Source organism: Streptomyces sp. NPDC097640, assembly GCF_040302705.1.
Lineage (GTDB): Bacteria > Actinomycetota > Actinomycetes > Streptomycetales > Streptomycetaceae > Streptomyces.
This window is the reverse complement of the sequence record NZ_JBEOSB010000003.1, coordinates 203,048-227,655: the sequence shown is the minus strand read 5'-3', so window position 1 is coordinate 227,655 and position 24,608 is coordinate 203,048. Positions and strand designations below refer to the sequence as shown.

Here is a 24,608-nt window from a genome sequence, read left to right as displayed (position 1 = left end):
CACGCCCCCGCCGGGCCACGCCCCCGCCGGGCCACGCCCCCGCCGGGCCACGCCCCCGCCGGGCCACGCCCCCGCCGGGCCACGCCCCCGCCGGGCCACGCCCCCGCCGGGGCGCGGCCCGGAGTTGGGTTCGCGGTCGGGTTGTCGTTCGGCCCGGACGCCTCCGGGGGCCAGGGGGCGGGGCCCCATGGTTCGGGAAGGGGCGGGTTGGGGACAGGCTCGCCGCAGGCGCGACAATGGGGGCGCCGTCGTAGCCGGACCCGCCGAGGAGAAACCAGCCGTGACCCGATCCGTGACCGCCCGCGTGCCCGCGAAGGTCAATGTCCAGCTCGCGGTGGGCGGCCTCAGGCCGGACGGCTTCCACGACCTGGCGAATGTCTTCCTGGCCGTGGGGCTGTACGACGAGGTGACGGCCACCCCGGCCGACGAGCTGCGGATCACCGTCTCCGGCGCGGACGCGCACCACGTGCCGCTGGACCGCACCAACCTCGCCACCCGCGCCGCCCTCGCGCTGGCCGCGCGCCACGGCGTCGAGCCGCGGGTGCATCTGCACATCGCCAAGGACATCCCCGTCGCGGGCGGCATGGCGGGCGGCAGCGCGGACGCCGCCGGCGCGCTGGTGGCGTGCGACGCGCTGTGGGGGACGGCGGCGTCGCGCGCCGAGCTGCTGGAGATCTGCGCAGAGCTGGGCAGCGACGTGCCGTTCAGCCTGGTGGGCGGCGCGGCCCTGGGCCGCGGGCGGGGCGAGCTGCTGACCCCGCTGGAGACCGGCGGCACGTTCCACTGGGCGTTCGCCGTCGCCGAGGGCGGCCTGTCCACCCCTGCCGTCTACCGCGAGTGCGACCGGCTGCGCGCCGCCGGCGGCCAGGGGGCCACGGTGGACGACGTACCGGACCCCGAGCCGTCCGCGGCGCTCCTGGAGGCGCTGCGCACCGCGGACGCGAGCGCGCTCGCCGCCGCCGTGACCAACGACCTCCAGGCCGCCGCGCTGTCGCTGCGGCCCGCCCTGGCCGACACGCTGCGCGCGGGCACCGACGCGGGCGCGCTCGCCGCGCTGGTGTCCGGCTCGGGCCCGACCTGCGCCTTTCTCGCCGAGGACGCGGAGGGGGCCGCCGCCGTGGCGAAGGCCCTGGCCGCCTCGGGCACCTGCCGTGCCGTACGGGTGGCCACGGGGCCCGCGGCGGGGGCGACCGTCGTCCCCGCCACCCCCTGACGCGCGCTACCCGCCGATGATCAGCAGGTTGATCAGCCAGGCGATGCCGAGCGCCACGAGCGCCGCGCCCCACACCACGCGGCCGAGCACGCGCGGGGAGAAGGCGCCCCAGGTGCCGGCCAGCGCGGCGACCAGCGAGGTGTAGACGGCGACGTAGACGATCGTGTCCTGGCCGGTGTCGGTGCAGATGAAGCGGGTGTCGCCCATGCCGCACTCGGACCCGGCGGACATCGTGATCATGGGGAGGAACATCAGGGTCAGCCCGGCGCCCAGCCACACCACCCCGACCGCCACCGCCCGGACGGCCCTCAGTCTGCGTTCCGCCCGCCGCTGGACGGCGGCCCGCGCCGCCTCGGCCAGCCTCATCTCGGCCAGCTCCTGCTCCAGGTCCGCCTCGACCGTCCCCGCAGCCGTCCCCGCACCGGCCCACAGGCTCCTCGCGTGATCCATGGCAGAGGACGCTAGGAGCGAGATCATCCGCGGGACATCCGTACAGATACTCAGGCGAGGTACTTACCGCGGACGGCTGCGTGCCCGGACCGCTTCGCACGGCGACTACGCTGGGATGCCGATCGATCCGCGTACAGGAGTGTGATGGCCACCAACTTGGTCAACGTCGAAACCGTCGGCAAGGTGTACGGCACCCGGGCGCTGCTGGACGGCGTCTCCCTCGGGGTGAACGAGGGCGACCGGATCGGCGTCGTCGGCCGCAACGGTGACGGCAAGACCACCCTGATCCGGATCCTCGCCAAGCTGGAGCCCGCCGACACCGGCCGCGTCACCCACGCCGGGGACCTGCGGCTCGGCGTGCTCACCCAGCACGACTCGCTCGACCCCGCCGCCACCGTCCGCCACGAGGTCATCGGCGATCTCGCCGACCACGAGTGGGCGGGCGACGCCAAGATCCGGGACGTGCTGACCGGGCTGTTCGGCGGGCTCGACCTGCCGGGCTTCCCGCAGGGCCTGGACACCGTCATCGGCCCGCTCTCCGGCGGCGAGCGCCGGCGGATCGCGCTCGCCAAGCTGCTCATCGCCGAGCAGGACATGGTCGTCCTGGACGAGCCGACCAACCACCTCGACGTCGAGGGCATCTCCTGGCTGGCCGGCCATCTGCGGGCGCGCCGCTCGGCGTTGGTGGTGGTCACCCACGACCGCTGGTTCCTGGACCAGGTCTGCACCCGGATGTGGGATGTGCAGCGCGGTGCGGTGCACGAGTACGAGGGCGGCTACAGCGACTACGTGTTCGCGCGCGCCGAGCGGGAGCGCATCGCCGCCACCGAGGAGGCCAAGCGGCAGAACCTGGTCCGCAAGGAGCTGGCCTGGCTGCGCCGCGGCGCCCCGGCCCGCACCAGCAAGCCGCGGTTCCGGATCGAGGCAGCGAACGCGCTGATCGCGGATGTGCCGCCGGCCCGCGACTCCGCGGAGCTGATGAAGTTCGCGAACTCGCGCCTGGGCAAGACCGTCTTCGATCTGGAGAACGTGACCGTCCAGGCCGGTCCGAAGGTGCTGCTGAAGCATCTGACCTGGCAGCTGGGCCCCGGCGACCGGATCGGCCTGGTGGGCGTGAACGGCGCGGGCAAGACCTCGCTGCTGCGGGCCATGGCCGAGGCGGCCGCCAGCGACGGCGAGCGGCAGCCGGCCGCCGGCCGGGTGGTGGTCGGCCGGACGGTCAAGCTGGCGTATCTCTCGCAGGAGGTCGCGGAGCTGGACCCGGCCTTGCGGGTGCTGGAGGCCGTGGAGCAGGTGCGGCAGCGCGTCGACCTGGGCAAGGGGCGGGAGATGACCGCCTCCCAGCTGTGCGAGAAGTTCGGCTTCACCAAGGAGAAGCAGTGGACGCCGGTCGGCGACCTCTCCGGCGGTGAGCGGCGCAGGCTCCAGATTCTGCGGCTGCTCATGGACGAGCCGAATGTGCTGTTCCTCGACGAGCCGACCAACGACCTCGACATCGAGACGCTGACCCAGCTGGAGGATCTGCTCGACGGGTGGCCGGGCTCGCTCGTGGTGATCAGCCACGACCGGTACTTCATCGAGCGGACGACGGACCGGGTCCTCGCGCTGCTGGGCGACGCGGCCCTGCGGATGCTGCCGCGCGGCGTCGACGAGTACCTGGAGCGGCGGCAGCGCGCCCAGGCCGCCGCCGCGGCACCGGCGGCCGCGGCGATTTCCCGCCAGAAGGCCGCGGAACAGTCGGGCGCGGGGCAGAAGTCGGCGGCCGAGCAGCGCGCCGCGAAGAAGGAGCTCCAGAAGATCGAGCGGCGTCTGGACCGCATCGGCGAGCAGGAGGCGGAGCTGCACGAGCGGATCGCCGAGCACGCCACGGACTTCGCGAAGGTCGCGGAGCTCGACGCGCGGCTGCGGGAGTTGACGGCGGAGCGGGAGGAACTGGAGACCAGCTGGCTGGAACTCGCCGAGGACGTCTAGCGGACATCTCGCGGACGCCTGGCGGGGCGCACGGCCGACGCCGCCCCGCGGCGGTGTGTGAAGGCGGTGTGGACAAGGGCAACGGTCGCGTCACGGGCCGGTCTCAGCTGTTCGATGAGGCTGAGACCGGCCCTTGGCCTGATAGCACCGGGTGATAGAAAGAACTCCCGCTTGCCTGCCGCTCACTGGCGGGTTGCGTGTCCGATTCGCTCCTTCCTGGTGGGCTTTGAACCCCGGGATCGCGGGGGAGGCCGATCGGCTCACGGACCCGCGCTCTAAGGACAATCCGATGTCACAGCCGCCTCCGCCGCCCAATCAGCCGCCGCAGGGTGGCTTCGGCGCACCGCAGAACCCGTCATACGGCTATCCGCAGCAGCCCCCGGGCACCCCGCCCGCCCCGGGCTACGGCTATCCGCAGGCGCCGGGCCAGCCGCCGCAGGCTCCCCAGACCCCGCCGCCGCCCCCGCCCGGACCGCCCCAGACTCCTCCTCCGTCGGCCATGCCGCAGACGCCCCCGCAGGGCGCCGGCGGTTACGGCTATCCGCAGCCGCAGTCCGTGCACGCGCAGCCGACGCAGGTCGGCATGCCCGCGCCGCAGTTCCCCTCCGGGCAGCAGCCGCAGTACGGATACCCGCCCCAGGCCCCGTACCCGGGCGGCATGCCGGGCGCGCCGGGCGGCCAGGGCGGCGGCAACCAGTCCAAGCAGCGCATGATGATCATCATCAGCGCGGTGGTCGCGGTCGCGCTGATCGTCGTCGGCGGCATCTTCTTCGCCACCAAGGGCGACGGCGGTGGCGACGAGCAGGCCAAGGACAAGGACAAGGACAAGAAGACCAGCCAGGGCAGCAGTTCGGGGACGACGGGCGGCAAGGACGTGCCCGCGCCCGAGACCGTCCAGGGGAAGCTGCTCAACAAGATCGACATGCCGAAGGTGAAGGACCAGATCACCACCGAGGGCATGTGGGTCACCGACGACACCTTCGTGAAGGCCGATGTCTACAAGATCGTCGGCTATCCGCTGGACGGCGGGGACCCGAAGTGGACCATCCCGCTGGCGGGTCAGGTCTGCTGGTCCTCGGCCCACCTCACCGAGGACGGCCTGACCACGGTCCTCTTCCAGGAAGCCAAACCCTCTAAGGCAGACAAGTACCCCTCCTGCACGGAGGTCGGGCTGTTCGACCTGAAGAACGGCAAGATGCTCTGGCAGCGGCATCTGAACGACGGCGACCGGAAGATGCGCTTCGACGAGGTGACCCTCGGCGGCGGCACCGTCGCCGCGGGCGGCACCAGCGGCGGCGCGGGCTGGTCGATCGAGGGCAAGGTGCTGTGGAAGCCGCAGCCCGGCGAGCAGTGCTCGGACGACGGCTACGCGGGCGGCGGCGACAAGCTGATCGCGGTGCGGCGCTGCGGTCAGTACGACAACCCGCAGCTGACGGTGGAGACGCTGAACCCGAAGACGGGCACGGTGAAGTCCACCTACAAGGTCTCCTCGGGCCTGGACTACGTCCATGTGGCGTCCACCGACCCGCTGGTCATCGGCCTCGACGCGGGTGACTCCACGGGCGCCTCGGTCTCCGACTTCCTGACGATCGACGACAGCGCCAAGGTCGGCAAGGTCATCAGCAAGATCTCCACGGAGGGCGGCAAGTACGTCGCCGACTGCGAGACGACCGACGTCGAGGGCTGCAAGCTGATCGCCATCAGCAAGTCGGCGAACGCGCTGTACATGGGGTCGGAGGACCGCCGCAGCGCGGCGGAGGGCACCACGGCGAACGAGGTCGTCGCCTTCAGCCTGGAGACCGGCAAGGCGATCGGCAAGGCGGACGGGGTCGAGCGCGCGGCGCTGACCCCGCTGGGCCTGGACAAGGACGGCTTCGTCATCGCCTACCAGGAGTCCACCTACTCCGCGGGCGGCGCGGTCTGGCGGATCGACCCCAAGTCCTACAAGAAGGACAAGCTGCTTCAGAACGAGGCCACCGCGCACGACATGGAGTCCAACTTCAGCGCGGAGTACGACGAGATCGCCTACGCGAACCAGCGGCTCTACATGAGCGACCGCTACGCCACCAAGCCCAGCAGCAGCTATGACGCGAACGACCCGCTCGCCGTGATCTTCGGCGCGGGCAGCTGATCGGCACCCAGGCCCCAGGCCCAGTCGCGGCCGGCCACGGCGGCCCCGCCCGTACGCACCGTACGGGCGGGGCCGCCTCCGTTGTCGGCCGGTGCCCGCATCGGTCCGATTCGGACGCCAAGTAGATGTCAAGTAGGCGCGAATGGCCGGGATTTCGGCATTCCGGGGGGCTTCTTCCGGGTAAGGGGCGCACAACGTCGAACAAGCGTGTAGCTTCCCGGGGGCAAGGGATTCCAGGGCCCCGGCGCGGGGCCTGACGGGCGAGGGGGTGCTTGGCGCGGACGGCGGCACTGAGCGGTCCGGGAGCGGCCGGGACTTCGTTCCGACGCGGATGGGGGGAGCCCATGGGCGTGCGACTCATGGTGGTCGATGACCACCGGCTGCTCGCCGAGGCGCTCGCCTCGGCGCTGAAGCTGCGCGGGCACCGGGTGCTCGCGGCGGCCGCGCCGTGCGCGGGGGCGGCGGAGCTGGTGGTGAGCCGGGCGCCGGAGGTGTGTCTGCTGGGCACGGCTGCGCCCGCCGAGCCCGGCGCCTTCGAACCGGTCGTACGGATAAAGAAGGAGCGGCCGCAGGTGGCCGTGGTGGTGCTCGGCCCGGTGCCGAGCCCGCGCGGCATCGCGGCCGCGTTCGCGGCCGGGGCGTCCGGCTATGTGCGCCATGACGAGCGCATCGAGGGCGTCGAGCGGGCGATGGTGAAGGCGCGGGCGGGGGAGGCCGCCGTGGCGCCGCAGCTGTTACAGGGCGCGTTCGCCGAGCTGCTCAACCCGGCGGCGCAGCCGGACGACGAGGGCTCCCGGCTGCTGCGGATGCTCACCCCCCGCGAGGTCGAGGTGTTGATGCGGGTCGCGGACGGCGAGGACACCAGGCTGATCGCCGCGGGCATGGGGATCGCGCCCAGCACGGCGCGCACCCATGTCCAGCGGGTGCTGATGAAGCTGGGGGTGGGGTCCCGGCTGGAGGCGGCGGCCCTGGCGGCGCGCACGGGGCTGCTGGAGCGGGCGGCTACGCACCAGCACGAGCACCAGACGCCGCCGTCGCCGTAGCGCCGCCGTCGCCGTGCCGCCGCCGTCGCCGTAGCGCCCGTGCCGCCGTGGCTCAGCCGCCGCCCGCGTTCGGACCCTCCCCCGGCGCCTCGGCAGTGGTGTGCGGCGCGGCGGCGGGCCGCAGCCTCAGCCAGAGCAGGAAGAGCAGCCCGACCACGAGCATGCTCACGCCCGTCCAGAGGTTGATGTTGATGTTCTGGGCCTTCTTCAGGTCCGCCTCCGAGACGGTGATCCCCGCGATGGTGACCAGGATTCCGTAGATCACGAACAGCCCGCCGATGATCCTCCGTACGTCGAAGAGCCGGGCCGCGGTCGCGGACTTCTCCTCCAACTCCTCGACCCGGCGCTGGTACTCGTACTCGTCACTCATGACGTATGAGGCTCCGATCGGCGAGTCGTATCGAGGGTCAGAGGGAGGTCAGAGGGAGATCAGAGGGAGGTCAGAGGGAGAACGGGACGTAGCACAGCGCCGCCAGCACGATCGCGCCCCAGCCCAGCAGGGCCGGCCGGCGGTACCAGGCCTCGTCGCCGGCCGCAGGGGGCTCGGCCATGCCGGGGGAGGTGGTCCCGTAGACCAGCCCGGCCAGTGACTCCACCGGCTTGGGCGCGGTGAACAGCGAGACGGTCACCATCACCACCCCGCCGAACACGAACGCCACGATCGCCGAGACGAAGTTGGCCCCCTGGTCGCTGGGGATCGAGATCACATGCCCCTTGTAGAGCCAGAAGTAGTTGATCATCGCGGCCACGGTCCCGGACAGCAGCCCCCAGAACCCGGCCGCGGGCGTGGCCCGCCGCCAGAACATGCCGATGATGAAGACGCAGAACAGCGGCACGTTGAAGAACGAGAACAGGGTCTGGAGATAGTTCATGATGTTGCTGAACGAGGAGGCGATGAACGCCGTCCCCATGCCGCCCAGCACGCCGATCGCCGTCACCACGCGCCCGGTGAGCAGGTAGTACCCGTCCGGGCGGCCCGTCTTCACATACGCCGCCCAGATGTCGTTGGTGAACACGGTGTTGAAGGACGAGACATTGGCCGCCATGCCCGCCATGAACGCGGCGAGCAGCCCGGTCACCGCGACGCCCAGCACGCCGTTGGGCAGCAGATCGCGCATCAGCAGCGGGATCGCGTCGTTGTACTGGAGCCCGCTCTTCTCGGTGCCCAGGCCCGGCTCGACGACCAGCGCGATCAGCCCGGGGACGACCACGATCAGCGGGATGAACATCTTGGGGTAGGCGGCGATCAGCGGGGTGCGCTGGGCGGCCGAGAGGTTTCTGGCGGACAGTGCCCGCTGCACCTCGGCGAAGTTGGTGGTCCAGTAGCCGAAGCTGAGGCAGAAGCCGAGGCCGAGCACGATGGTCAGCCAGTTGGCGCCCAGCGGGTTCTCGGAGCCGATGCCGGTGCCGCCCCAGGCGGAGGTGAAGTTCGGCCCGTATCGGTCGGTGAGCGCGTCGTTCAGCCCGCTCCAGCCGCCGACCCGCTTGAGACCGACGACGGTGAGCGGGATCAGGGCGGCCAGGATGACGAAGAACTGGAGCACCTCGTTGTAGATCGCCGAGGAGAGCCCGCCGAGGGTGATGTACGCCAGCACGAACAGGCCCGCGACCACGATGGCCACCCACTGCGGCCAGCCCAGCAGCGCCTCCACCACGATCGCCATCGCGTAGAGGTTGACGCCCGCGATCAGCACGGACGCCACCGAGAAGATGATCGAGCTGAGCAGGTGCGAGGAGCGTCCGTAGCGGTGCAGCAGGAACTCCGGGACCGACCGCACCTTCGAGCCGTAGTAGAAGGGCATCATCACCAGGCCGAGGAAGACCATGGCGGGGATCGCGCCGACCCAGTACCAGTGCACCGTGTACACGCCGTACTGCGCGCCGTTGGCCGCCATGCCGAGGATCTCCAGGGCGCCCAGATTGGCGGCGACGAACGCGAGACCGGTGACCCAGGCGGGCAGCGACCGGCCGGACAGAAAGAAGTCGAGGCTGGTTCTGACGCTCGCTCTGGCGGCGAATCCGACGCCCAGGACGACCGCGAAGTAGAGGACGAGAATGGAGTAGTCGAGTGCGTTGGTGGGGAGCCGGAGCCCTTCGGCCAGGTCGGTCATGAGTCGCTCGCTTCATCGCCAGAACGGAACGCACCGGAAACGTGCGGCGAAGGTATCCGAATTCTCCTGCTTTGTCCGTCCGCCTTCGCGCTCATTGACGCCGCTGTTGAGTTGTGGTTCATTGTGTTTGGTTGTGTTGAATGCAGTCGTCGGATGACAACTGGCAGTGACAGGAGTTGGCGGAGTGAAGAAGACGGCGACGCGGCTCGCGGACGGACGCGAGCTGATCTACTACGACGCGCACGACGACACGGTGCGCGACGCCGTCGACCCGCGCCCCCTGGACCCCATCGCCACCAGCTCCGAGATCCGCCACGACCGCCTGCTCGGCGACCGGGTCGCGGTCGCCTCGCACCGCCAGGGCCGCACCTACCACCCCCCGGCCGACGAGTGCCCGCTGTGCCCCTCCCGCGAGGGCCGGAACAGCGAGATCCCCGCCGCCGACTACGACGTGGTGGTCTTCGAGAACCGCTTCCCCTCACTGGCCGGGGACTCGGGCCGCTGCGAGGTCGTCTGCTTCACCTCCGACCACGACGCGTCCTTCGCCGACCTCACCCCCGAACAGGCCGCCCTGGTGCTGGAGGCCTGGACCGACCGGACGGCCGAGCTGGCCGGGCTGCCCTCCGTCGAGCAGGTCTTCTGCTTCGAGAACCGGGGCAAGGAGATCGGCGTCACCCTCGGCCATCCGCACGGGCAGATCTACGGGTATCCCTTCGTCACGCCCCGTACGCAGCTGATGCTGCGCTCGCTCGCCGAGCACCGGGAGCGCACCGGCCGGAACCTCTTCGACGACGTGGTCGCCGACGAGGTGGCCGACGGGCGGCGCATCGTGCTGGAGGGCGAGCACTGGATCGCCTTCGTGCCGTACGCGGCGCACTGGCCGTACGAGGTGCACCTGTACCCCAAGCGGCGCGTCCCCGACCTCCGCGACCTCGATGAAGGCGCGCGCACAGAGTTTCCACAGATGTATCTGGAACTCTTGCAGCGCTTCGACCGGATATTCGACGGGCGGGGTGGTGGGAAGGAAGGGGCTGGAGAGCCGCCGACGCCGTACATCGCCGCCTGGCACCAGGCGCCGTTCAGCGTGGCGGACCGCGGTGAGTTCGCGCTTCACCTCGAGCTTTTCACCATCCGCCGCACTTCCGGCAAGCTGAAGTTTCTCGCGGGTTCCGAATCCGGCATGAATGTGTTCATCAACGATGTGCCGCCGGAGGCCGCGGCCGAGCGACTGCGAGAGGTAGCGAGCGAGTGAGCAATGCGCAGCAGAAGAAGTACCTGGTCACCGGCGGTGCCGGCTATGTCGGCAGCGTGGTTGCGGCGCATCTGCTGGAGGCCGGTCACCGGGTGACCGTCCTGGACGACCTGTCCACCGGGCACCGCGTGGGGGTGCCGGAGGGCGCGGAGTTCATCGAGGGGCGCATCCAGGACGCGGCCAAGTGGCTCGACCCCTCCTATGACGGCGTGCTGCACTTCGCGGCCTTCTCGCAGGTCGGCGAGTCCGTCGTGAACCCGGAGAAGTACTGGGTCAACAACGTCGGCGGGACCACCGAGCTGCTCGCGGCGATGCGCGAGGCCGGCGTGCGCAAGCTCGTCTTCTCCTCCACGGCCGCCACCTACGGCGAGCCGGAGACGGTCCCGATCACCGAGGACGCCCCGACCTCGCCGACCAACCCGTACGGGGCCACCAAGCTCGCCGTCGACCACATGATCAGCGGGGAGTGCGCCGCGCACGGCCTGGCCGCGGTGAGCCTGCGGTACTTCAACGTCGCGGGCGCCTACGGGGCCAACGGCGAGCGGCACGACCCCGAGTCGCACCTCATCCCGCTCGTCCTCCAGGTCGCCCAGGAGCGCCGCGAGGCGATCTCCGTCTACGGCGACGACTACCCCACCCCCGACGGCACCTGCGTGCGCGACTACATCCACGTCGCCGACCTGGCCGAGGCCCATCTGCTGGCCCTGGGCGCCGCCGCCGAGGGCGAGCATCTGATCTGCAACCTCGGCAACGGCAACGGCTTCTCGGTCCGCGAGGTCATCGAGACCGTCCGCCAGGTCACCGGGCACCCGATCCCCGAGGTGACCGCCCCGCGCCGGGGCGGCGACCCGGCGGTCCTGGTGGCCTCGGCCGAGCGGGCCAAGGAGCGCCTCGGCTGGTCGCCGAGCCGCGCCGACCTGGCGGGAATCGTCGCGGACGCCTGGCGGTTCGCACAGCACATCGCACAGTAGAAGGAGAGCTGGCAAGTGAACGACAGCGTGAGCGGCCCGGACCGCGCGGTGGAGGGTTTCCGCAAGGTGTTCGGCGCCGAGCCCGAGGGCGTATGGGCGGCCCCGGGCCGGGTCAATCTGATCGGTGAACACACCGACTACAACGACGGCTTCGTCATGCCGCTCGCGCTGCCGCACACCTGTCTGGCCGCCGCCCGCGCGCGCACCGACGGGGTGCTGCGGCTGCACTCCGGGGACGCGCCCGGCGGCGTCGTCGAGCTGCGCGTGGACGACCTCGCGCCGGTCGCCGACGACGCGGGCGGCGACCGCGGCGGCTGGGCGGCCTACCCGGCGGGCGTGGTGTGGGCGCTGCGCGACGCGGGGGTGCTGTCGGGGGACGGGGCCGGCGGGGCGGATCTGCACTACACCAGCACGGTGCCGACCGGCGCGGGCCTGTCCTCGTCGGCGGCGCTTGAGGTGGTGACGGCCACCGCGCTGAACGAGCTGTACGGGCTGGGTCTCGAGCCGATGCGCATCGCCCAGCTGTGCCAGCGCGCGGAGAACGTCTTCGTGGGCGTGCCCTGCGGGATCATGGACCAGACCGCGTCCGCCTGCTGCACCGAGGGGCACGCGCTGTTCCTGGACACCCGTGAGATGGCGCTGCGCCAGGTGCCGTTCGACCTGGCGGCCGAGGGGCTGCGGCTGCTGGTCGTGGACACCCAGGTCAAGCACGAGCTGGGCGACGGCGCGTACGCCAACCGGCGCGCCTCCTGCGAGGCGGGTGCGCGGGCGCTCGGGGTGAACGCCCTGCGCGATGTCGCGTACGAACACCTGGATGACGCCCTCGGCACCCTCGCGGGCGACGAGATTCTGGTCAAGCGGGTGCGCCATGTGGTGACCGAGAACCACCGGGTGGAGGAGGTCATCGAGCGCCTGGACGCGGGCGCCACCCGGTCCATCGGCCCGGTCCTGACCGACGGGCACGCCTCCTGCCGCGACGACTTCGAGATCTCCTGCGCGGAGCTCGACCTGGTCGTGGAGACGGCGAACGCGGCGGGCGCGCTCGGGGCCCGGATGACCGGCGGCGGCTTCGGCGGCTCGGCGATCGTGCTGGTGGAGGAGGCGGACGCGGAGTCCGTGGGCAAGGCGGTGACCGAGGCGTTCGCGGCGGCCGGGTACCGGGCCCCGCGGATCTTCCCGGCGGTGCCGAGCGCGGGGGCGCGACGTCTGGCCTAACTGGCGTACCAAATAGGCCGGTTGATCGCTCCGCCGATCAAATCCCGTACCGTTTCGTTGACTTACTCCTCACAACGGAACACGATCCTCACAGGAGCAGGTCAACGTCGGTGCGCCGACGGTCAGTTTTGCCGAAAATCACCCCCGGTGTCGGACTCGGGCCGTACGCTGAGTACAGCGTCGGTGGGGGCCGACGTGTATCAGGGGGCGAGACAGGCAGGTACGACGCCCGGGGTGGGGTAGTGATCAGCACGGCGGCGGCCGTGCGGTTGCGGCGACCCCGCGCCGGGCGCCGTACCCGCACTGGGTTTTTCCGTATCCGGAGTCGTGGGGGGTTCCGTGGCACGTATTCGGGTTCTTGTGGTCGATGACCATCGCATCTTCGCCGAGTCGCTGGCGGCCGCCCTCGCGGCCGAGCAGGACGTGGAGGTCGCGGCGGCCGGGAGCGGTCCAGCGGCGCTGCGCTGCCTGGAGCGCGGGGCGTCGGAGGGGCGCCGCTTCGATGTGATGCTGGTCGACGCGGATCTGGGCAGAGGGGCGGGAGGTCCTGTCGGCATTCCGCCGCAGCCCCTGCCCTCGCCCGCCGAGTCACTGATCGGCGGTGGGGCCGGCGGCGCCGTCGGGTCCGTCGGGTCCGTCGGGTCTGTCAACGGTGGTGGCGCGAACGGCCGGGCGGTGCCCGCCCGGCTGGCGCCCGGCCGCCCGGCGGACGGCATCTCGCTGGTCGGCGGGGTCCGCTCGGCGCAGCCGGGCGTGCGCACCGTGGTGCTGGCCGAGCGGGACGACCCGCGCCGCGCGGCGGCGGCCCTTCAGGCCGGGGCGTGCGGCTGGGTCGCCAAGGACTGCTCGCTCTCCCGGCTGCTCGCGGTCATCCGTGGCGTGCTGCGCGACGAGACACATCTGCCGCCCGCCCTGCTCACCGGCGTGCTGCGGGAGCTGACGGCCGCCCGTAAGCACCGCACCGAGAGCGAGCGGCTGGTGGAGTCGCTGACCCCGCGCGAGCGCGAGGTGCTGCGCTGCATGGTGGCCGGCCTGGGCCGCAAGGCGGTCGCCGAGCGGCTGTATCTCTCCCCGCACACGGTCCGCACGCATATGCAGAACGTGCTGGGCAAGCTCGGCGTGCACTCCACCCTGGCGGCCGTGGCCCTGGCCCGCCGCGCCGGAGTCGGCCCGGTCGACCTAACCGGGGAGATTGTCGAACGGGGCGGTCAGCTGGCGTAGCAGCGCGGCCAGTTCGGCGCGCTGCGCCTGGGACAGCTCGGCGAGGATGGCGTGCTCCTGGTCGAGCAGTCCGGCGAGCGCCTGGTCGGCGCGGTCGCGCCCTTCGACGGTCAGCCGCACCAGCACCCCGCGCCGGTCGCTGGGGTCGGGCAGCCGCTCGACGAGGCCCTTCTTCGCCAGCCGGTCGATCCGGTTGGTCATGGTGCCCGAGGTGACCAGCGTCTGGGTCAGCAACTGCCCGGGCGAGAGCTGATACGGCGTCCCGGCCCGGCGCAGCGACGTCAGCACGTCGAACTCCCAGGGCTCCAGATTGTGCTCGGCGAAGGCGATCCGCCGCGCCCGGTCGAGGTGGCGGGCGAGCCTGCTGACGCGGCTGAGCACTTCCAGCGGCTCCACGTCGAGGTCGGGGCGCTCCCGGCGCCACGCCGCGACCAGCCGATCGACCTCGTCCTCCATGGAGATCAGTGTAGTAGGTCTGTCGACATGAAGTCTCTTGACATCAAGATACCTCCTGGAGCACGGTAGGCCCGGACAGCGTGGACCGCACCGCGCACCATGTGCACCTGCCAGGGAGCTTCGTCATGCACTCTTCACCCACCTGGGATCCGGGCCAGTACCTCCGCCACGCCGGCCATCGCACCCGCCCCTTCCTCGACCTCCTGGCCCGCGTGCCCGACCTCCCCACCGCCCCCGGCCGCCCGCCCCGCATCGCCGACCTCGGCTGCGGCGCCGGCAATGTCACCGTCCTGCTCTTCGACCGCTGGTCCGACGCCCATGTCACCGGCTTCGACAACTCCCCGGAGATGCTGGAGGCGGCCCGCGCCCACCAGGCCCCGGCCGAGGGCGGCGGCCTGCTCGACTTCCGCCCCGCCGACGCCGGGCGCTGGGTGCCCGAGGAGACCTTCGACCTGATCGTCTCCAACGCGCTGCTCCAGTGGGTCCCCGGCCACCCCGAGTCCTTCCCGGCCTGGATCTCCGCCCTCCGCCCCGGCGGCACCTTCGCCTTCCAGGTCCCGGGCAACTTCACCGCGCCCAGCCACACCCTGCTGGCCGGCCTGTGCGAGTCCCCCCGCTGGCGAGACCGCCTCTCCGCCCACGGCAGCCGCCCCGCCCCCGTCCTCGACCCGGCCGCCTACCTGGAGCGGCTGGCCGCCCTCGGCTGCGAGGTCGACGCCTGGGAGACCACCTACATCCAGATGCTGACCGGCCCCGACCCGGTGCTCGACTGGGTCAAGGGCACCGCCCTGCGCCCCGTCCTCACCGCCCTCGAGGACGACCCCACGGCCCGCGACGCCTTCCTGGCCGAATACGCCGAACTCCTCCGCAAGGCCTACCCGCCCGGCCCGCACGGCACGGCGTTCCCCTTCCGCCGTATCTTCGTCGTCGCGCGGAAGGCGCAATGATGCTCGCCGCGATCGACCATGTGCAGCTGGCCGTCCCGCCAGGCGCCGAGGGCGCGCTCCGCACGTACTACGGCGAAGCGCTCGGCATGACCGAGATCCCCAAGCCCCCCGTCCTGGCGGCGCGCGGCGGTCTGTGGTTCCGATGCGGACCGGTCCAGCTCCACCTCGGCGTCGAGGAGCGCTTCCGGCCGTCGAAGAAGGCCCACCCGGGCATCCGGGTGACGGACATCGACGCCCTCGCGGCGCGGCTGGCGGAGCGCGGCGCCAAGGTCGTCTGGGACGAGAACCTGCCGGGCCACCGCCGCTTCTACTCCCAGGACCCGGCCGGGAACCGGCTGGAGTTCCTGGAGCCGGTCGTCTGACCTCACCCGATCGGATGATCGGATCTCATTCGGCCGGTGGTGGCGCGCGTCGGCGGCGTAGCGTCGCGATGTCGCCCATGCCCGACGCCCGCGGGGGGAGAGGTTACGACGGGTAAGAGTTCATCCCCGGCCACACTGGACGACTTTATGTGGCAAGCGTGGAAGGATTTGCGGCCCCTTGACGGTTTGCGCGCCGAGATCATCGAGGAGGCGATGGAGGTATCTCCTCCGCCTCGTCGTCGCCATGGCGTGATCGCGAACTGTCTCCGTCAAGCCGCGGGCGCCCATTAGCGCATGCTGCCGGAGCCGGCCACTTCGTCGTCCTGGGACGGAACGACGAAGCCAACCCCCTCAACTCCATGGCAGTCGTCTACATCGAGATGCGCCGTCGTGGCCTGTACCTCGATGACGCCGAAGAAGTCGCTGCTTATAAGTTGACCTTCGATTACCTTCGTTCTCAAGCGGTCGACGCCTCGGCCTCGCTGCGGCTGTTGGCAAAAACCCGACAGGAGCTGACCTCATGACCGATCGAATATTGCCTGCGACAGTCTGGTTCAAGAGCAGCTACAGCGGTCCAGAGGGCAACGACTGTGTCGAGGTGGCAGACCTACGCGCCCGCATCGGGGTTCGGGACTCCAAGAACACGGACAGTCCCGTGCTGGCCTTCTCCGTCGACGCCTTCGCGTCGTTCCTCACCGAGGTCAAAGCGGGCCGCTGGGACCTTCCCACCTGAACGGCCAGCCCCACTCGCGGGTGCTTCCGGTCGGCTGAGGTTTTCCACAATCCGTACAGTGCTGATGCGACAGCGTGTATACATCCTGTAGCAGCGAGAAAGGGTGAGTCGGTGTACGTGGCGGGGTTACGGCTCGACGGTGTCCGTGGGTTCCACGGGCCGCGCACCGTGGATCTCGACTTCACCCGGCCAGACGGCGGCTACGCCGGGTGGACGGTGCTGGCCGGGCGCAATGGCTCGGGCAAGACCACGTTACTGCGTGCCATCGCGCTGTGCCTCGCGGGAAACCGGCGGGCCGCCCAGTTGGATGCGGAGCTGGAGGGCTGGTTGTCGGAGGGCCGGGAGCATGCCTCGCTCACGGCGGTACTGATGGCCGACCGCGCAGAGGATCCAGGGAGCGGTAAGGCGATGGGGCACGGGTCTCGGACCCCTGAATTCCAGGTTCGGCTCCAGTGGAAGCCCGAGGACGCGCTGTTTCCGGAGTCGGGCGACGTCATGCCCACTGAGGTGAAGTTCAGCGGCGGTCGGCAGGCCGGCTCACTGTGGTCTTCGTCGCCGATGGGCTGGTTCCACGCCGGGTACGGCCCGTTCCGTAGGTTGTCCGGGGCCGGGATGTACCACGAGCGCCAATCCCGTGCCGCCCAGCGCGGCGCCGCGAGCCGCGCCGCCGCGCTGCGCACCCTGTTTCAGGAGCAGGCCGCCTTGACCGAGGCCGTCGACTGGCTGGTCGCGGGGCACCTCTACCGAATGGAGGGGCGCACTGGGGCTCAGGAGCTCTTGGATACCGTCATCGCGCTGCTCAACCATGATCTGCTGCCCGACGGCTACCGCATCGTTGAAGTCGATTCGGACGGGCCGTGGCTTCGCCGGGACGACGGTGCGGGCGCGATGTTTCCGCTGCACCAGATGAGTGACGGGTTCCGCACCGTCGTCGCTCTGGTCCTCGACATGGTCTGGCGGATGCATTCCGCGTACGGAAACCTGGATCTCAGGTGGCGTGACGGCGAGCAGGGCCCCGAGCCGTATCTGCCCCACTCGGGTGTGGTCCTCATCGATGAGATCGACGCACACCTCCACGTCTCCTGGCAGCGGCGCATCGGGGAGTGGCTCAAGGCACATTTCCCGGCCATCCAGTTCATCGTGACCACGCACAGCCCCTACATCTGCCAGGCCGCCGACGAGCGCGGTCTGATCCGGCTGCCAGGGCCCGATGAGCCGAAGCCGCCGGAAGTTGTATCCGAGGCGCTGTGGAAGCGCATCGTCTATGGAACGGGCGACGACGCCGCGCTTTCAGACCTGTTCGGTCTGGATACCCCGTACTCGGATGAGGCCCAGGAACTGCGACGGGAACTTGTGGCGCTGGAGGCTCGCGTGGTCACGGGGCAGGCCACGCAGGAAGAAGAAGCACGCCACGAGGCTCTGAGAGAGCGGCTGAAGAGCTCGCCACGCACCAGGGTCTCGGAAGTGGAGGCCCGCTTAAGGCGTCTCGGGGCCTTTGACGAATGATCCGGATACAGCGCATCGAGCTGCCTCGACAACTGGCGGCTCACGCGGCGGAGCTCACCGAACGAGTGACGAAGGCCGACCCGGAGGGTCGGTACGACCTCGCGCGCGGGCTGTGGAGCCACACCACTCATCGGCGCAAGCTCGTCACCCCGCTGCGTGAGTTATTGGGCCAGATGGCACATGGCAACCGTTGTTGCATGTATTGCTGTGACGACCTCAGCACGGATGTCGACCATTTCGAGCCGTTGGCGATCAACCCGTTACGGACTTTCGACTGGCTGAACCACCTGCTCGCCTGCACGGCATGCAACAGCCACCACAAGGGGGATCGCTTCCCTCTGGACAGCCTGGGTGAGCCGCTGCTCATCGATCCCACTCAGGAAGATCCATTCGAGCATCTGTACCTGGGCCTGGCGAACGGCGAGTACACCGGGCTGTCGGACAAGGGATGGGCGACGCTGGAGGTGTGCGGGCTGAACAGGGATGACTTACCCGAGGCCCGATGCGGTGCCCGGGACGTGGTGAGCATATGCCTGGATGCCTGGCAGAGCGGCTGGGAGCAGGCGAACCAAAGCAAGATGGCACTGGCCGTTCGCACCATCCGTGCACAGCCGTTCGCCGATGTCGCCCAGTTTATGCTTCGGCAGGCGGTGTTACCGAAGGCCAGGACGGTCTTCGCCTTTGAGGTCGGGGACGAGACGTTGGATCGATTACAACGCCCGGAGCTGCGCGCGGCCCTGCTTGCCTGACACCGGCACAGTCGGCCAAGGTCACATGCCAGGCACGCTTTGCCGCAGCGTTCCCCTTGGGCCGTGCGTCATGAGACCGTGGATGTGCTGAACAACACAGGGTGGGCCAAGGCTTACGTTCTCGGGGGAGAGCCATGGACAGCGCGTCGGGCGGGGCTGGTTCGGGTACGAACGCAGGCAGCAGCGAGGAGCAGCGGCAGCGGGGCGTGTGGATTCTGGTCGCCGCCGCCCTCGCCTTCGCGGTCCTGGTGCTGCCGCAGGTCGTCGAGGACGACGACAAGACCTCTTTCGCGGGCGCCCTCCCGTCCAGCGGCTCCTCGCGCCTGCCGTCGCTGCCCAGTGGGATACCCAGCGGTGTGCCCAGTGGTCTGCCGAGCGGCCTGCCGAGCGGACTGCCCACCTCGTCGCCGCCCAGCTATGGCTCCGGAGGCGGCGGCAGCGGGGGAGGGGGCGGGTCGGTGCGGACGCAGCAGCCCGCCGCGCCCACCCCGGCGCCGGACCCCACCGCGGAGGCGTTCCGGGCGGTGAGCCCGGGTGACTGCCTCGCCGTCTACGACACCGGCCGCGGCGACTACAACACCGGGGTTCCCTACCGGGTCGGGTGCAGCGCGGGCAACGCCTATATGTGGGTGACCGGGGTCCGCTCCAGCAGCAGCGGCTGCACCCAGGGGTCGGGCCGCGGCTATATGTCGTACACCTCGCGGGGGCAGACCATCGCCCTGTGCCTGACCCGTCAGTTCAAGGTGGGCTACTGCCTGTTGGCGAAGCAGTCGGGCAGCGGGCAGTCGGCGCAGATGCGGGCCGGGCTGATGACCGCGGTGGACTGTGACGCGAAGCGGGTCCCCTCCCGGTACAACCAGGTCCTGCACATCACCGGCGTCTACAAGGCCCCGGCGACCCGCTCCGCGTACGACTGCGCCCGGGTCCAGGGCGACCGTACGTACTACTGGTCGTGGGTGGTCAACGGCGGCCGGACGCTGCTGTGCACCATGGTGTACCAGGGCTGACTCAGAGCGTCGCCACACTCACCACGCCCGCGCTCACCGCGAGCAGCAGGAAGAGCCCGCCGCCGCCCGGGGCGGCGAGGTACGGCAGCAGGGCCACCGTGGCCAGCAGACAGTACGCGGCGGTCACCCAGGACAGCACCTGCTGGGCCTCTTCCGGGCCGTGCCGGTTGAGCCGCACCACCAGCGCCATGACGACGGCCGCCCACAGGGCGGCGCGCGGCTGACCGAAGGAGAGCTTGTCGTAGAGATCCACGGCGGGCTTGTACCAGTCCGTCTCGGACAGCTCGGCCGCGAACTGGATCATGTCTTTCAGATACGAGCTCGAAGCGAGCGAGGTCGCGTCCTTCAGATCGGCCCGCACCCACTCCGAGATCACCAGCACCATCAGGCCCAGCGCATGACAGAAGCCCGGCCCCGCGCCGACCGTCTTCTTACGCGCCTCGGACCGCTCCCCCGTGGACATATGAAAGCCCCCTCCCCCGTGGCTCACATCATCTACCGGGGGGAGGGGCGCGGACCAGCCCTCAGCCGGTGAGGAAGTCGGTCAGGACTTGCGGTGGCCGATCAGCCGGGGCTTGGGCTCCAGCCCGTCCAGGCCGTGCCAGGCCAGATTCACCAGATGGGCCGCCACCTCGGCCTTCTTCGGCCGGCGCGCGTCCAGCCACCACTGGCCGGTGAGCGCGACCATGCCCACCAGCGCCTGGGCGTAGAGCGGGGCGAGCTTCGGGTCGAAGCCGCGGGCCTTGAACTCCAGGCCCAGGATGTCCTCGACCTGGGTGGCGATATCGCTGATCAGCGAGGAGAAGGTGCCCGTCGACTGGGCGACGGGGGAGTCGCGCACCAGGATGCGGAAGCCGTCGGTGTAGGTGTCGATGTAGTCGAGCAGGGCGAAGGCGGCCTGCTCCAGCAGCTCGCGGGGGTGGCCCGCGGTCAGCGCCCCGGTCACCATGTCCAGCAGCCGGCGCATCTCGCGGTCCACCACGACCGCGTACAGCCCCTCCTTGCCGCCGAAGTGCTCGTAGACCACCGGCTTGGAGACCCCGGCCTTGGCCGCGATCTCCTCCACCGACGTGGCTTCGAAGCCGCGCTCGGCGAAGAGCGTGCGACCGATGTCCAGCAGCTGCTCCCGGCGCTCCTTGCCGGTCATCCGCACCCGGCGGGTGCGCCGGGATCCGGATCCGGAGGCGCGGGCCGTCCGGTCCTTGTTACCGCTGGTATTACTGTCGGTCGCCACGCCCCCCATCATGCCGCTTCGGCGGTTTCCTCTTTACGGCGGGCGTCGATACGGGCCTCATTGGGCCAGCGCACGTCATAGGCCCAGCCGGCCTTCTCGAACCAGCGGATGATCCGGGCGCTGGAGTCCAGCTGGCCCTTCATCACGCCATGGCGGGCGGAGGTCGGGTCGGCGTGGTGCAGATTGTGCCAGGACTCGCCGCACGAGAGCACCGCCAGCCACCACACGTTGCCGGACCGGTCGCGCGACTTGAAGGGCCGCTTGCCGACCGCGTGGCAGATCGAGTTGATCGACCAGGTGACATGGTGCAGCAGCGCCACCCGGACGAGCGACCCCCAGAAGAACGCGGTCGCCGCGCCCTGCCATGACCAGGTCACCAGCCCGCCGATCAGCGCGGGCAGCAGCAGCGAGACCAGCGTCCAGACCACGAACTGCCGGGAGATGCGGCGGATCGCGTCGTCCTTGATCAGGTCGGGCGCGTACTTGTGCTGCGGGGTCTGCTCCTCGTCGAACATCCAGCCGATGTGCGCCCACCACAGGCCCTTCATCAGCGCCGGAACGCTCTCCCCGAAGCGCCAGGGGGAGTGCGGGTCGCCCTCGGCGTCGGAGAACTTGTGGTGCTTGCGGTGGTCGGCCACCCAGCGCACCAGCGGCCCCTCCACCGCCAGCGACCCGGCGATCGCCAGCGCGATCCGCAGCGGCCGCTTGGCCTTGAAGGAGCCGTGGGTGAAGTAGCGGTGGAAGCCGATGGTGATGCCGTGGCAGCCGATGTAGTAGAAGGCGACCATCAGGGCCAGATCGAGCCAGCTGACCCCCCATCCCCAGGCCAGCGGGATGGCCGCGGCCAGGGCGAGGAAGGGGACGGTGATGAACAGCAGCAGGGTGATCTGTTCGATGGAGCGCTTGCTGTCCCCGCCGAGCGTGGCGGAGGGAAGTGGGTGCTCCTGGGCCTTCGGCGCGTCTTGGATCACGTCGGGGCTTGCAGTCATGGGATCCCTCGTGGGGCTCGGGGGTACGGCTACGGGACCGTAACCTACGGCGACGTAAGTATGGCAGGGCCCCGAAGCGGGGCAATAGGGCTATGGATTCCCCCGAGGGTGTGCCGCCTATCCTGGTGGCGTCGGACAGCGTGGTCCGCACATCGCCGATAGCTCGGGGGTCCCGGGGCCGCGCCACGCGGTGGAGCCGCACCACGTCCGGAGCAGCCGTGCCTCGGCGTTTTCGGCCCCGTCGTTCCCCCGACCAGTGCCCGATCACTGCAAGGAGCCCGCACCTGTGAGCAGTGCCGACAACACCAACGCCGCCCTGCGCGCCGATATCCGCCGTCTGGGTGACCTACTCGGCGAAACCCTGGTCCGTCAGGAGGGCCCCGACCTCCTCGACCTCGTCGAGCGCGTCCGCGCTCTCACCCGTAGCGACGGCGAGGCCGCCGCGGAGCTGCTCGGCTCCACGGATCTCGAGACGGCGGCCAAGCTCGTACGCGCTTTCTCCACCTACTTCCATCTGGCGAACATCACCGAGCAGGTCCACCGCGGCCGCGAGCTGCGCGCCAAGCGCGCCGCCGAGGGCGGCCTGCTCTCCCGCACCGCCGACCAGCTCAAGGACGCCGACCCCGAGCATCTGCGGGAGACGGTCCGCCACCTCAACGTCCGCCCCGTCTTCACCGCCCACCCCACCGAGGCCGCGCGGCGCACCGTCCTGAACAAGCTGCGCCGGGTCGCCGAGCTGCTCGACACCCTCGCCGTCGGGGGCGACAGGCGCCGCACCGACCTGCGCCTGGCCGAGAACATCGACCTCCTCTGGCAGACCGACGAGCTGCGCGTGGCCCGCCCCGAGCCCGCCGACGAGGCGCGCAACGCCATCTACTACCTCGACGAGCTGCACGCCAACGCCGTCGGCGATGTGCTGGAGGACCTGTCCGCCGAGCTGGAGCGGGTCGGCGCCCCGCTGCCCGCCGGCACCCGCCCGCTCACCTTCGGCACCTGGATCGGCGGCGACCGCGACGGCAACCCCAACGTCACCCCCCAGGTGACCTGGGACGTGCTGATCCTCCAGCACGAGCACGGGATCACCGACGCCCTCGCCGTCGTCGACGACCTGCGGGCCGCCCTCTCCAGCTCCATCCGCAACTCCGACGCCTCCGAGGAACTGCTGGACTCCCTCCAGCGCGACCTGGAGCTGCTCCCCGAGATCAGCCCCCGCTACAAGCGGCTGAACGCCGAGGAGCCCTACCGCCTCAAGGCCACCTGCGTCCGGCAGAAGCTCCTCAACACCCGCGCCCGCCTGGCCGGCGGCACCCCCCACCAGCCGGGGCGCGACTACCTGGGCACCGCCGAGCTCCTGGCCGACCTGCACCTCATCCAGGAGTCCCTGCGCGCCCACCGCGGCCAGCTGATCGCCGACGGCCGCATGGAGCGCGCCATCCGCACCCTCGCCGCGTTCGGGCTCCAGCTGGCCACCATGGACGTACGCGAGCACGCCGACGCCCACCACCACGCGCTCGGCCAGCTCTTCGACCGCCTCGGCGAGGAGTCCTGGCGGTACGCCGACATGCCCCGCGACTACCGGCGCAAGCTGCTCGCCAAGGAGCTGCGCTCGCGCCGACCGCTCGCCCCCACCCCCGCCCCGCTGGACGCCGCCGGGGCCAAGACCCTCGGCGTCTTCCACACCATCCGCGAGGCCTTCGAGCGGTTCGGCCCCGAGATCGTCGAGTCGTACATCATCTCCATGTGCCAGGGCTCGGACGACGTCTTCGCCGCCGCGGTCCTCGCCCGCGAGGCCGGGCTGGTCGATCTGCACGCCGGCTGGGCCAAGATCGGCATCGTGCCGCTGCTGGAGACCACCGAAGAGCTCAAGATCGCCGACCAGCTCCTCGACGACATGCTCTCCGACCCCTCCTACCGGCGGCTGGTCGCCCTGCGCGGCGATGTCCAGGAGGTCATGCTCGGCTACTCCGACTCCTCCAAGTTCGGCGGCATCACCACCTCCCAGTGGGAGATCCACCGCGCCCAGCGGCTGCTCCGCGACGTCGCCCACCGGCACGGCGTACGGCTGCGCCTCTTCCACGGCCGCGGCGGCACCGTCGGCCGCGGCGGCGGCCCCACCCACGACGCGATCCTCGCCCAGCCCTGGGGCACGCTCGAAGGCGAGATCAAGGTCACCGAGCAGGGCGAGGTCATCTCCGACAAGTACCTGGTGCCCTCGCTCGCCCGGGAGAACCTGGAGCTGACCGTCGCCGCCACGCTCCAGGCCTCCGCCCTGCACACCGCCCCGCGCCAGTCCGACGAGGCCCTGGCCCGCTGGGACGCCGCGATGGACACCGTCTCGGACGCCGCCCACGGCGCCTACCGGGCGCTGGTGGAGGACCCGGACCTGCCCGCGTACTTCTTCGCCTCCACCCCCGTCGACCAGCTCGCCGAGCTCCACCTCGGCTCCCGCCCCTCCCGGCGCCCGGACTCCGGCGCCGGCCTGGACGGGCTGCGGGCCATCCCCTGGGTCTTCGGCTGGACGCAGTCGCGGCAGATCGTGCCCGGCTGGTTCGGCGTCGGCTCCGGGCTCAAGGCGGCCCGCGAGGCGGGGCTCGACGTGGCCCTGGACGAGATGCACCAGCACTGGCACTTCTTCCGGAACTTCCTGTCCAACGTGGAGATGACGCTCGCCAAGACCGATCTGCGGATCGCCCGGCACTACGTCGACACGCTGGTGCCGGACGAGCTGAAGCACGTCTTCGACACCATCCGGGCGGAGCACGAGCTCACCGTGCGGGAGGTGCTGCGGATCACCGGCGAGACGGAGCTCCTGGACTCCAACCCGGTGCTGAAGCAGACCTTCCATGTCCGTGACGCCTACCTGGACCCGATCTCCTACCTCCAGGTCTCGCTGCTGCGCCGCCAGCGCACCGCCCATGAGCGCGGCGAGGACGCCGACCCGCTGCTCGCCCGGGCCCTGCTGCTGACGGTCAACGGCGTCGCGGCGGGCCTGCGCAACACGGGGTGACCTGCGGTCCGCACCCGAGATGACCGCGGCCTGGGCCGCT

Annotated in this window: 23 protein-coding genes; 16 read left to right on the top strand and 7 right to left on the bottom strand. The window is 70.8% G+C overall.

Annotated elements, in window-relative coordinates:
• The first annotated feature begins 280 nt into the window (after positions 1-280).
• Complete coding sequence (locus ABTY62_RS05435) at positions 281-1,213, top strand: 4-(cytidine 5'-diphospho)-2-C-methyl-D-erythritol kinase (protein WP_352128050.1); 933 nt, start codon at positions 281-283, stop codon at positions 1,211-1,213.
• A 6-nt stretch (positions 1,214-1,219) separates the two neighbouring features.
• Here the strand turns inward: ABTY62_RS05435 and ABTY62_RS05430 are convergent, their stop codons facing one another.
• Positions 1,220-1,663, bottom strand: coding sequence for a hypothetical protein (locus ABTY62_RS05430; RefSeq protein ID WP_352128049.1), 444 nt, complete (start codon positions 1,661-1,663; stop codon positions 1,220-1,222).
• A gap of 144 nt (positions 1,664-1,807) precedes the next feature.
• Here ABTY62_RS05430 and ABTY62_RS05425 point away from each other — a divergent pair, with 144 nt between their 5' ends.
• From ABTY62_RS05425 to ABTY62_RS05415, 3 genes are all read left to right on the top strand, one after another.
• On the top strand, positions 1,808-3,634 hold the full coding sequence (locus ABTY62_RS05425) for an ABC-F family ATP-binding cassette domain-containing protein (RefSeq protein WP_352128048.1): 1,827 nt from the start codon (positions 1,808-1,810) through the stop codon (positions 3,632-3,634).
• Positions 3,635-3,923: 289 nt separating this feature from the next.
• Positions 3,924-5,765, top strand: coding sequence for a hypothetical protein (locus ABTY62_RS05420; RefSeq protein WP_352128047.1), 1,842 nt, complete (start codon positions 3,924-3,926; stop codon positions 5,763-5,765).
• Between the two features lie 344 nt (positions 5,766-6,109).
• Positions 6,110-6,808, top strand: coding sequence for a response regulator transcription factor (locus ABTY62_RS05415; protein WP_352128046.1), 699 nt, complete (start codon positions 6,110-6,112; stop codon positions 6,806-6,808).
• Positions 6,809-6,860: 52 nt separating this feature from the next.
• On the opposite strand, the gene ABTY62_RS05410 is transcribed toward ABTY62_RS05415, so the two are convergent.
• Positions 6,861-7,178, bottom strand: coding sequence for a hypothetical protein (locus tag ABTY62_RS05410; protein ID WP_352128045.1), 318 nt, complete (start codon positions 7,176-7,178; stop codon positions 6,861-6,863).
• Positions 7,179-7,248: 70 nt separating this feature from the next.
• Positions 7,249-8,919 carry a sodium:solute symporter family protein gene (locus ABTY62_RS05405; RefSeq protein WP_352128043.1) on the bottom strand — a complete coding sequence of 557 codons (1,671 nt, stop codon included), beginning with the start codon at positions 8,917-8,919 and terminating at the stop codon, positions 7,249-7,251.
• A 184-nt stretch (positions 8,920-9,103) separates the two neighbouring features.
• Between ABTY62_RS05405 and galT the strand changes: the two genes are divergently transcribed.
• The 4 genes from galT to ABTY62_RS05385 all read left to right on the top strand — a co-directional run bounded on the left by galT (position 9,104) and on the right by ABTY62_RS05385 (position 13,578).
• On the top strand, positions 9,104-10,171 hold the full coding sequence (gene galT / locus ABTY62_RS05400) for a galactose-1-phosphate uridylyltransferase (protein WP_352128042.1): 1,068 nt from the start codon (positions 9,104-9,106) through the stop codon (positions 10,169-10,171).
• A complete protein-coding gene (galE, locus tag ABTY62_RS05395; RefSeq protein WP_352128041.1) occupies positions 10,168-11,142 on the top strand; it encodes a UDP-glucose 4-epimerase GalE in 975 nt (324 codons plus the stop codon). The genes galT and galE overlap by 4 nt, the downstream gene beginning before the upstream one ends.
• Before the next feature lie 15 nt (positions 11,143-11,157).
• Complete coding sequence (gene galK / locus ABTY62_RS05390) at positions 11,158-12,357, top strand: galactokinase (protein WP_352128039.1); 1,200 nt, start codon at positions 11,158-11,160, stop codon at positions 12,355-12,357.
• Between the two features lie 339 nt (positions 12,358-12,696).
• The gene (locus ABTY62_RS05385; protein WP_352128038.1) at positions 12,697-13,578 is read left to right on the top strand and encodes a response regulator transcription factor; all 882 of its coding nucleotides are present in this window, start codon (positions 12,697-12,699) and stop codon (positions 13,576-13,578) included.
• Here the strand turns inward: ABTY62_RS05385 and ABTY62_RS05380 are convergent.
• Positions 13,537-14,034, bottom strand: coding sequence for a MarR family winged helix-turn-helix transcriptional regulator (locus ABTY62_RS05380; protein ID WP_311726340.1), 498 nt, complete (start codon positions 14,032-14,034; stop codon positions 13,537-13,539). The two genes, ABTY62_RS05385 and ABTY62_RS05380, sit on opposite strands and share 42 nt — an antisense overlap.
• 125 nt (positions 14,035-14,159) lie before the next feature.
• Between ABTY62_RS05380 and ABTY62_RS05375 the strand changes: the two genes are divergently transcribed.
• The 7 genes from ABTY62_RS05375 to ABTY62_RS05345 all read left to right on the top strand — a co-directional run bounded on the left by ABTY62_RS05375 (position 14,160) and on the right by ABTY62_RS05345 (position 19,338).
• The gene (locus ABTY62_RS05375; protein WP_352128037.1) at positions 14,160-14,981 is read left to right on the top strand and encodes a trans-aconitate 2-methyltransferase; all 822 of its coding nucleotides are present in this window, start codon (positions 14,160-14,162) and stop codon (positions 14,979-14,981) included.
• Positions 14,981-15,343 carry a VOC family protein gene (locus ABTY62_RS05370; protein WP_352128277.1) on the top strand — a complete coding sequence of 121 codons (363 nt, stop codon included), beginning with the start codon at positions 14,981-14,983 and terminating at the stop codon, positions 15,341-15,343. Before ABTY62_RS05375 ends, ABTY62_RS05370 begins: the two co-directional genes overlap by 1 nt.
• Positions 15,344-15,564: 221 nt before the next feature.
• Complete coding sequence (locus ABTY62_RS05365) at positions 15,565-15,867, top strand: Scr1 family TA system antitoxin-like transcriptional regulator (RefSeq protein ID WP_352128276.1); 303 nt, start codon at positions 15,565-15,567, stop codon at positions 15,865-15,867.
• Positions 15,864-16,076 (top strand): DUF397 domain-containing protein, encoded by a 213-nt coding sequence (locus tag ABTY62_RS05360; protein WP_352128035.1) that lies wholly within the window; start codon positions 15,864-15,866, stop codon positions 16,074-16,076. Before ABTY62_RS05365 ends, ABTY62_RS05360 begins: the two co-directional genes overlap by 4 nt.
• A 111-nt stretch (positions 16,077-16,187) precedes the next feature.
• Complete coding sequence (locus ABTY62_RS05355) at positions 16,188-17,582, top strand: AAA family ATPase (RefSeq protein WP_502997404.1); 1,395 nt, start codon at positions 16,188-16,190, stop codon at positions 17,580-17,582.
• Positions 17,579-18,331 (top strand): HNH endonuclease family protein, encoded by a 753-nt coding sequence (locus ABTY62_RS05350; protein WP_352128033.1) that lies wholly within the window; start codon positions 17,579-17,581, stop codon positions 18,329-18,331. Before ABTY62_RS05355 ends, ABTY62_RS05350 begins: the two co-directional genes overlap by 4 nt.
• Before the next feature lie 134 nt (positions 18,332-18,465).
• Complete coding sequence (locus ABTY62_RS05345) at positions 18,466-19,338, top strand: hypothetical protein (protein ID WP_352128031.1); 873 nt, start codon at positions 18,466-18,468, stop codon at positions 19,336-19,338.
• A 1-nt stretch (position 19,339) separates the two neighbouring features.
• Here the strand turns inward: ABTY62_RS05345 and ABTY62_RS05340 are convergent, their stop codons facing one another.
• The 3 genes from ABTY62_RS05340 to ABTY62_RS05330 all read right to left on the bottom strand — a co-directional run bounded on the left by ABTY62_RS05340 (position 19,340) and on the right by ABTY62_RS05330 (position 21,561).
• A complete protein-coding gene (locus tag ABTY62_RS05340) occupies positions 19,340-19,801 on the bottom strand; it encodes a hypothetical protein (RefSeq protein ID WP_352128030.1) in 462 nt (153 codons plus the stop codon).
• An 81-nt stretch (positions 19,802-19,882) separates the two neighbouring features.
• A complete protein-coding gene (locus tag ABTY62_RS05335; protein WP_352128275.1) occupies positions 19,883-20,581 on the bottom strand; it encodes a TetR family transcriptional regulator in 699 nt (232 codons plus the stop codon).
• Positions 20,581-21,561 carry an acyl-CoA desaturase gene (locus tag ABTY62_RS05330; RefSeq protein WP_352128029.1) on the bottom strand — a complete coding sequence of 327 codons (981 nt, stop codon included), beginning with the start codon at positions 21,559-21,561 and terminating at the stop codon, positions 20,581-20,583. The genes ABTY62_RS05335 and ABTY62_RS05330 overlap by 1 nt, the downstream gene beginning before the upstream one ends.
• A 286-nt stretch (positions 21,562-21,847) precedes the next feature.
• Between ABTY62_RS05330 and ppc the strand changes: the two genes are divergently transcribed.
• Positions 21,848-24,568: a phosphoenolpyruvate carboxylase gene (gene ppc, locus ABTY62_RS05325; RefSeq protein WP_352128028.1), complete on the top strand. Its 2,721-nt coding sequence runs from the start codon at positions 21,848-21,850 to the stop codon at positions 24,566-24,568.
• The last annotated feature ends 40 nt before the right edge of the window (positions 24,569-24,608 follow it).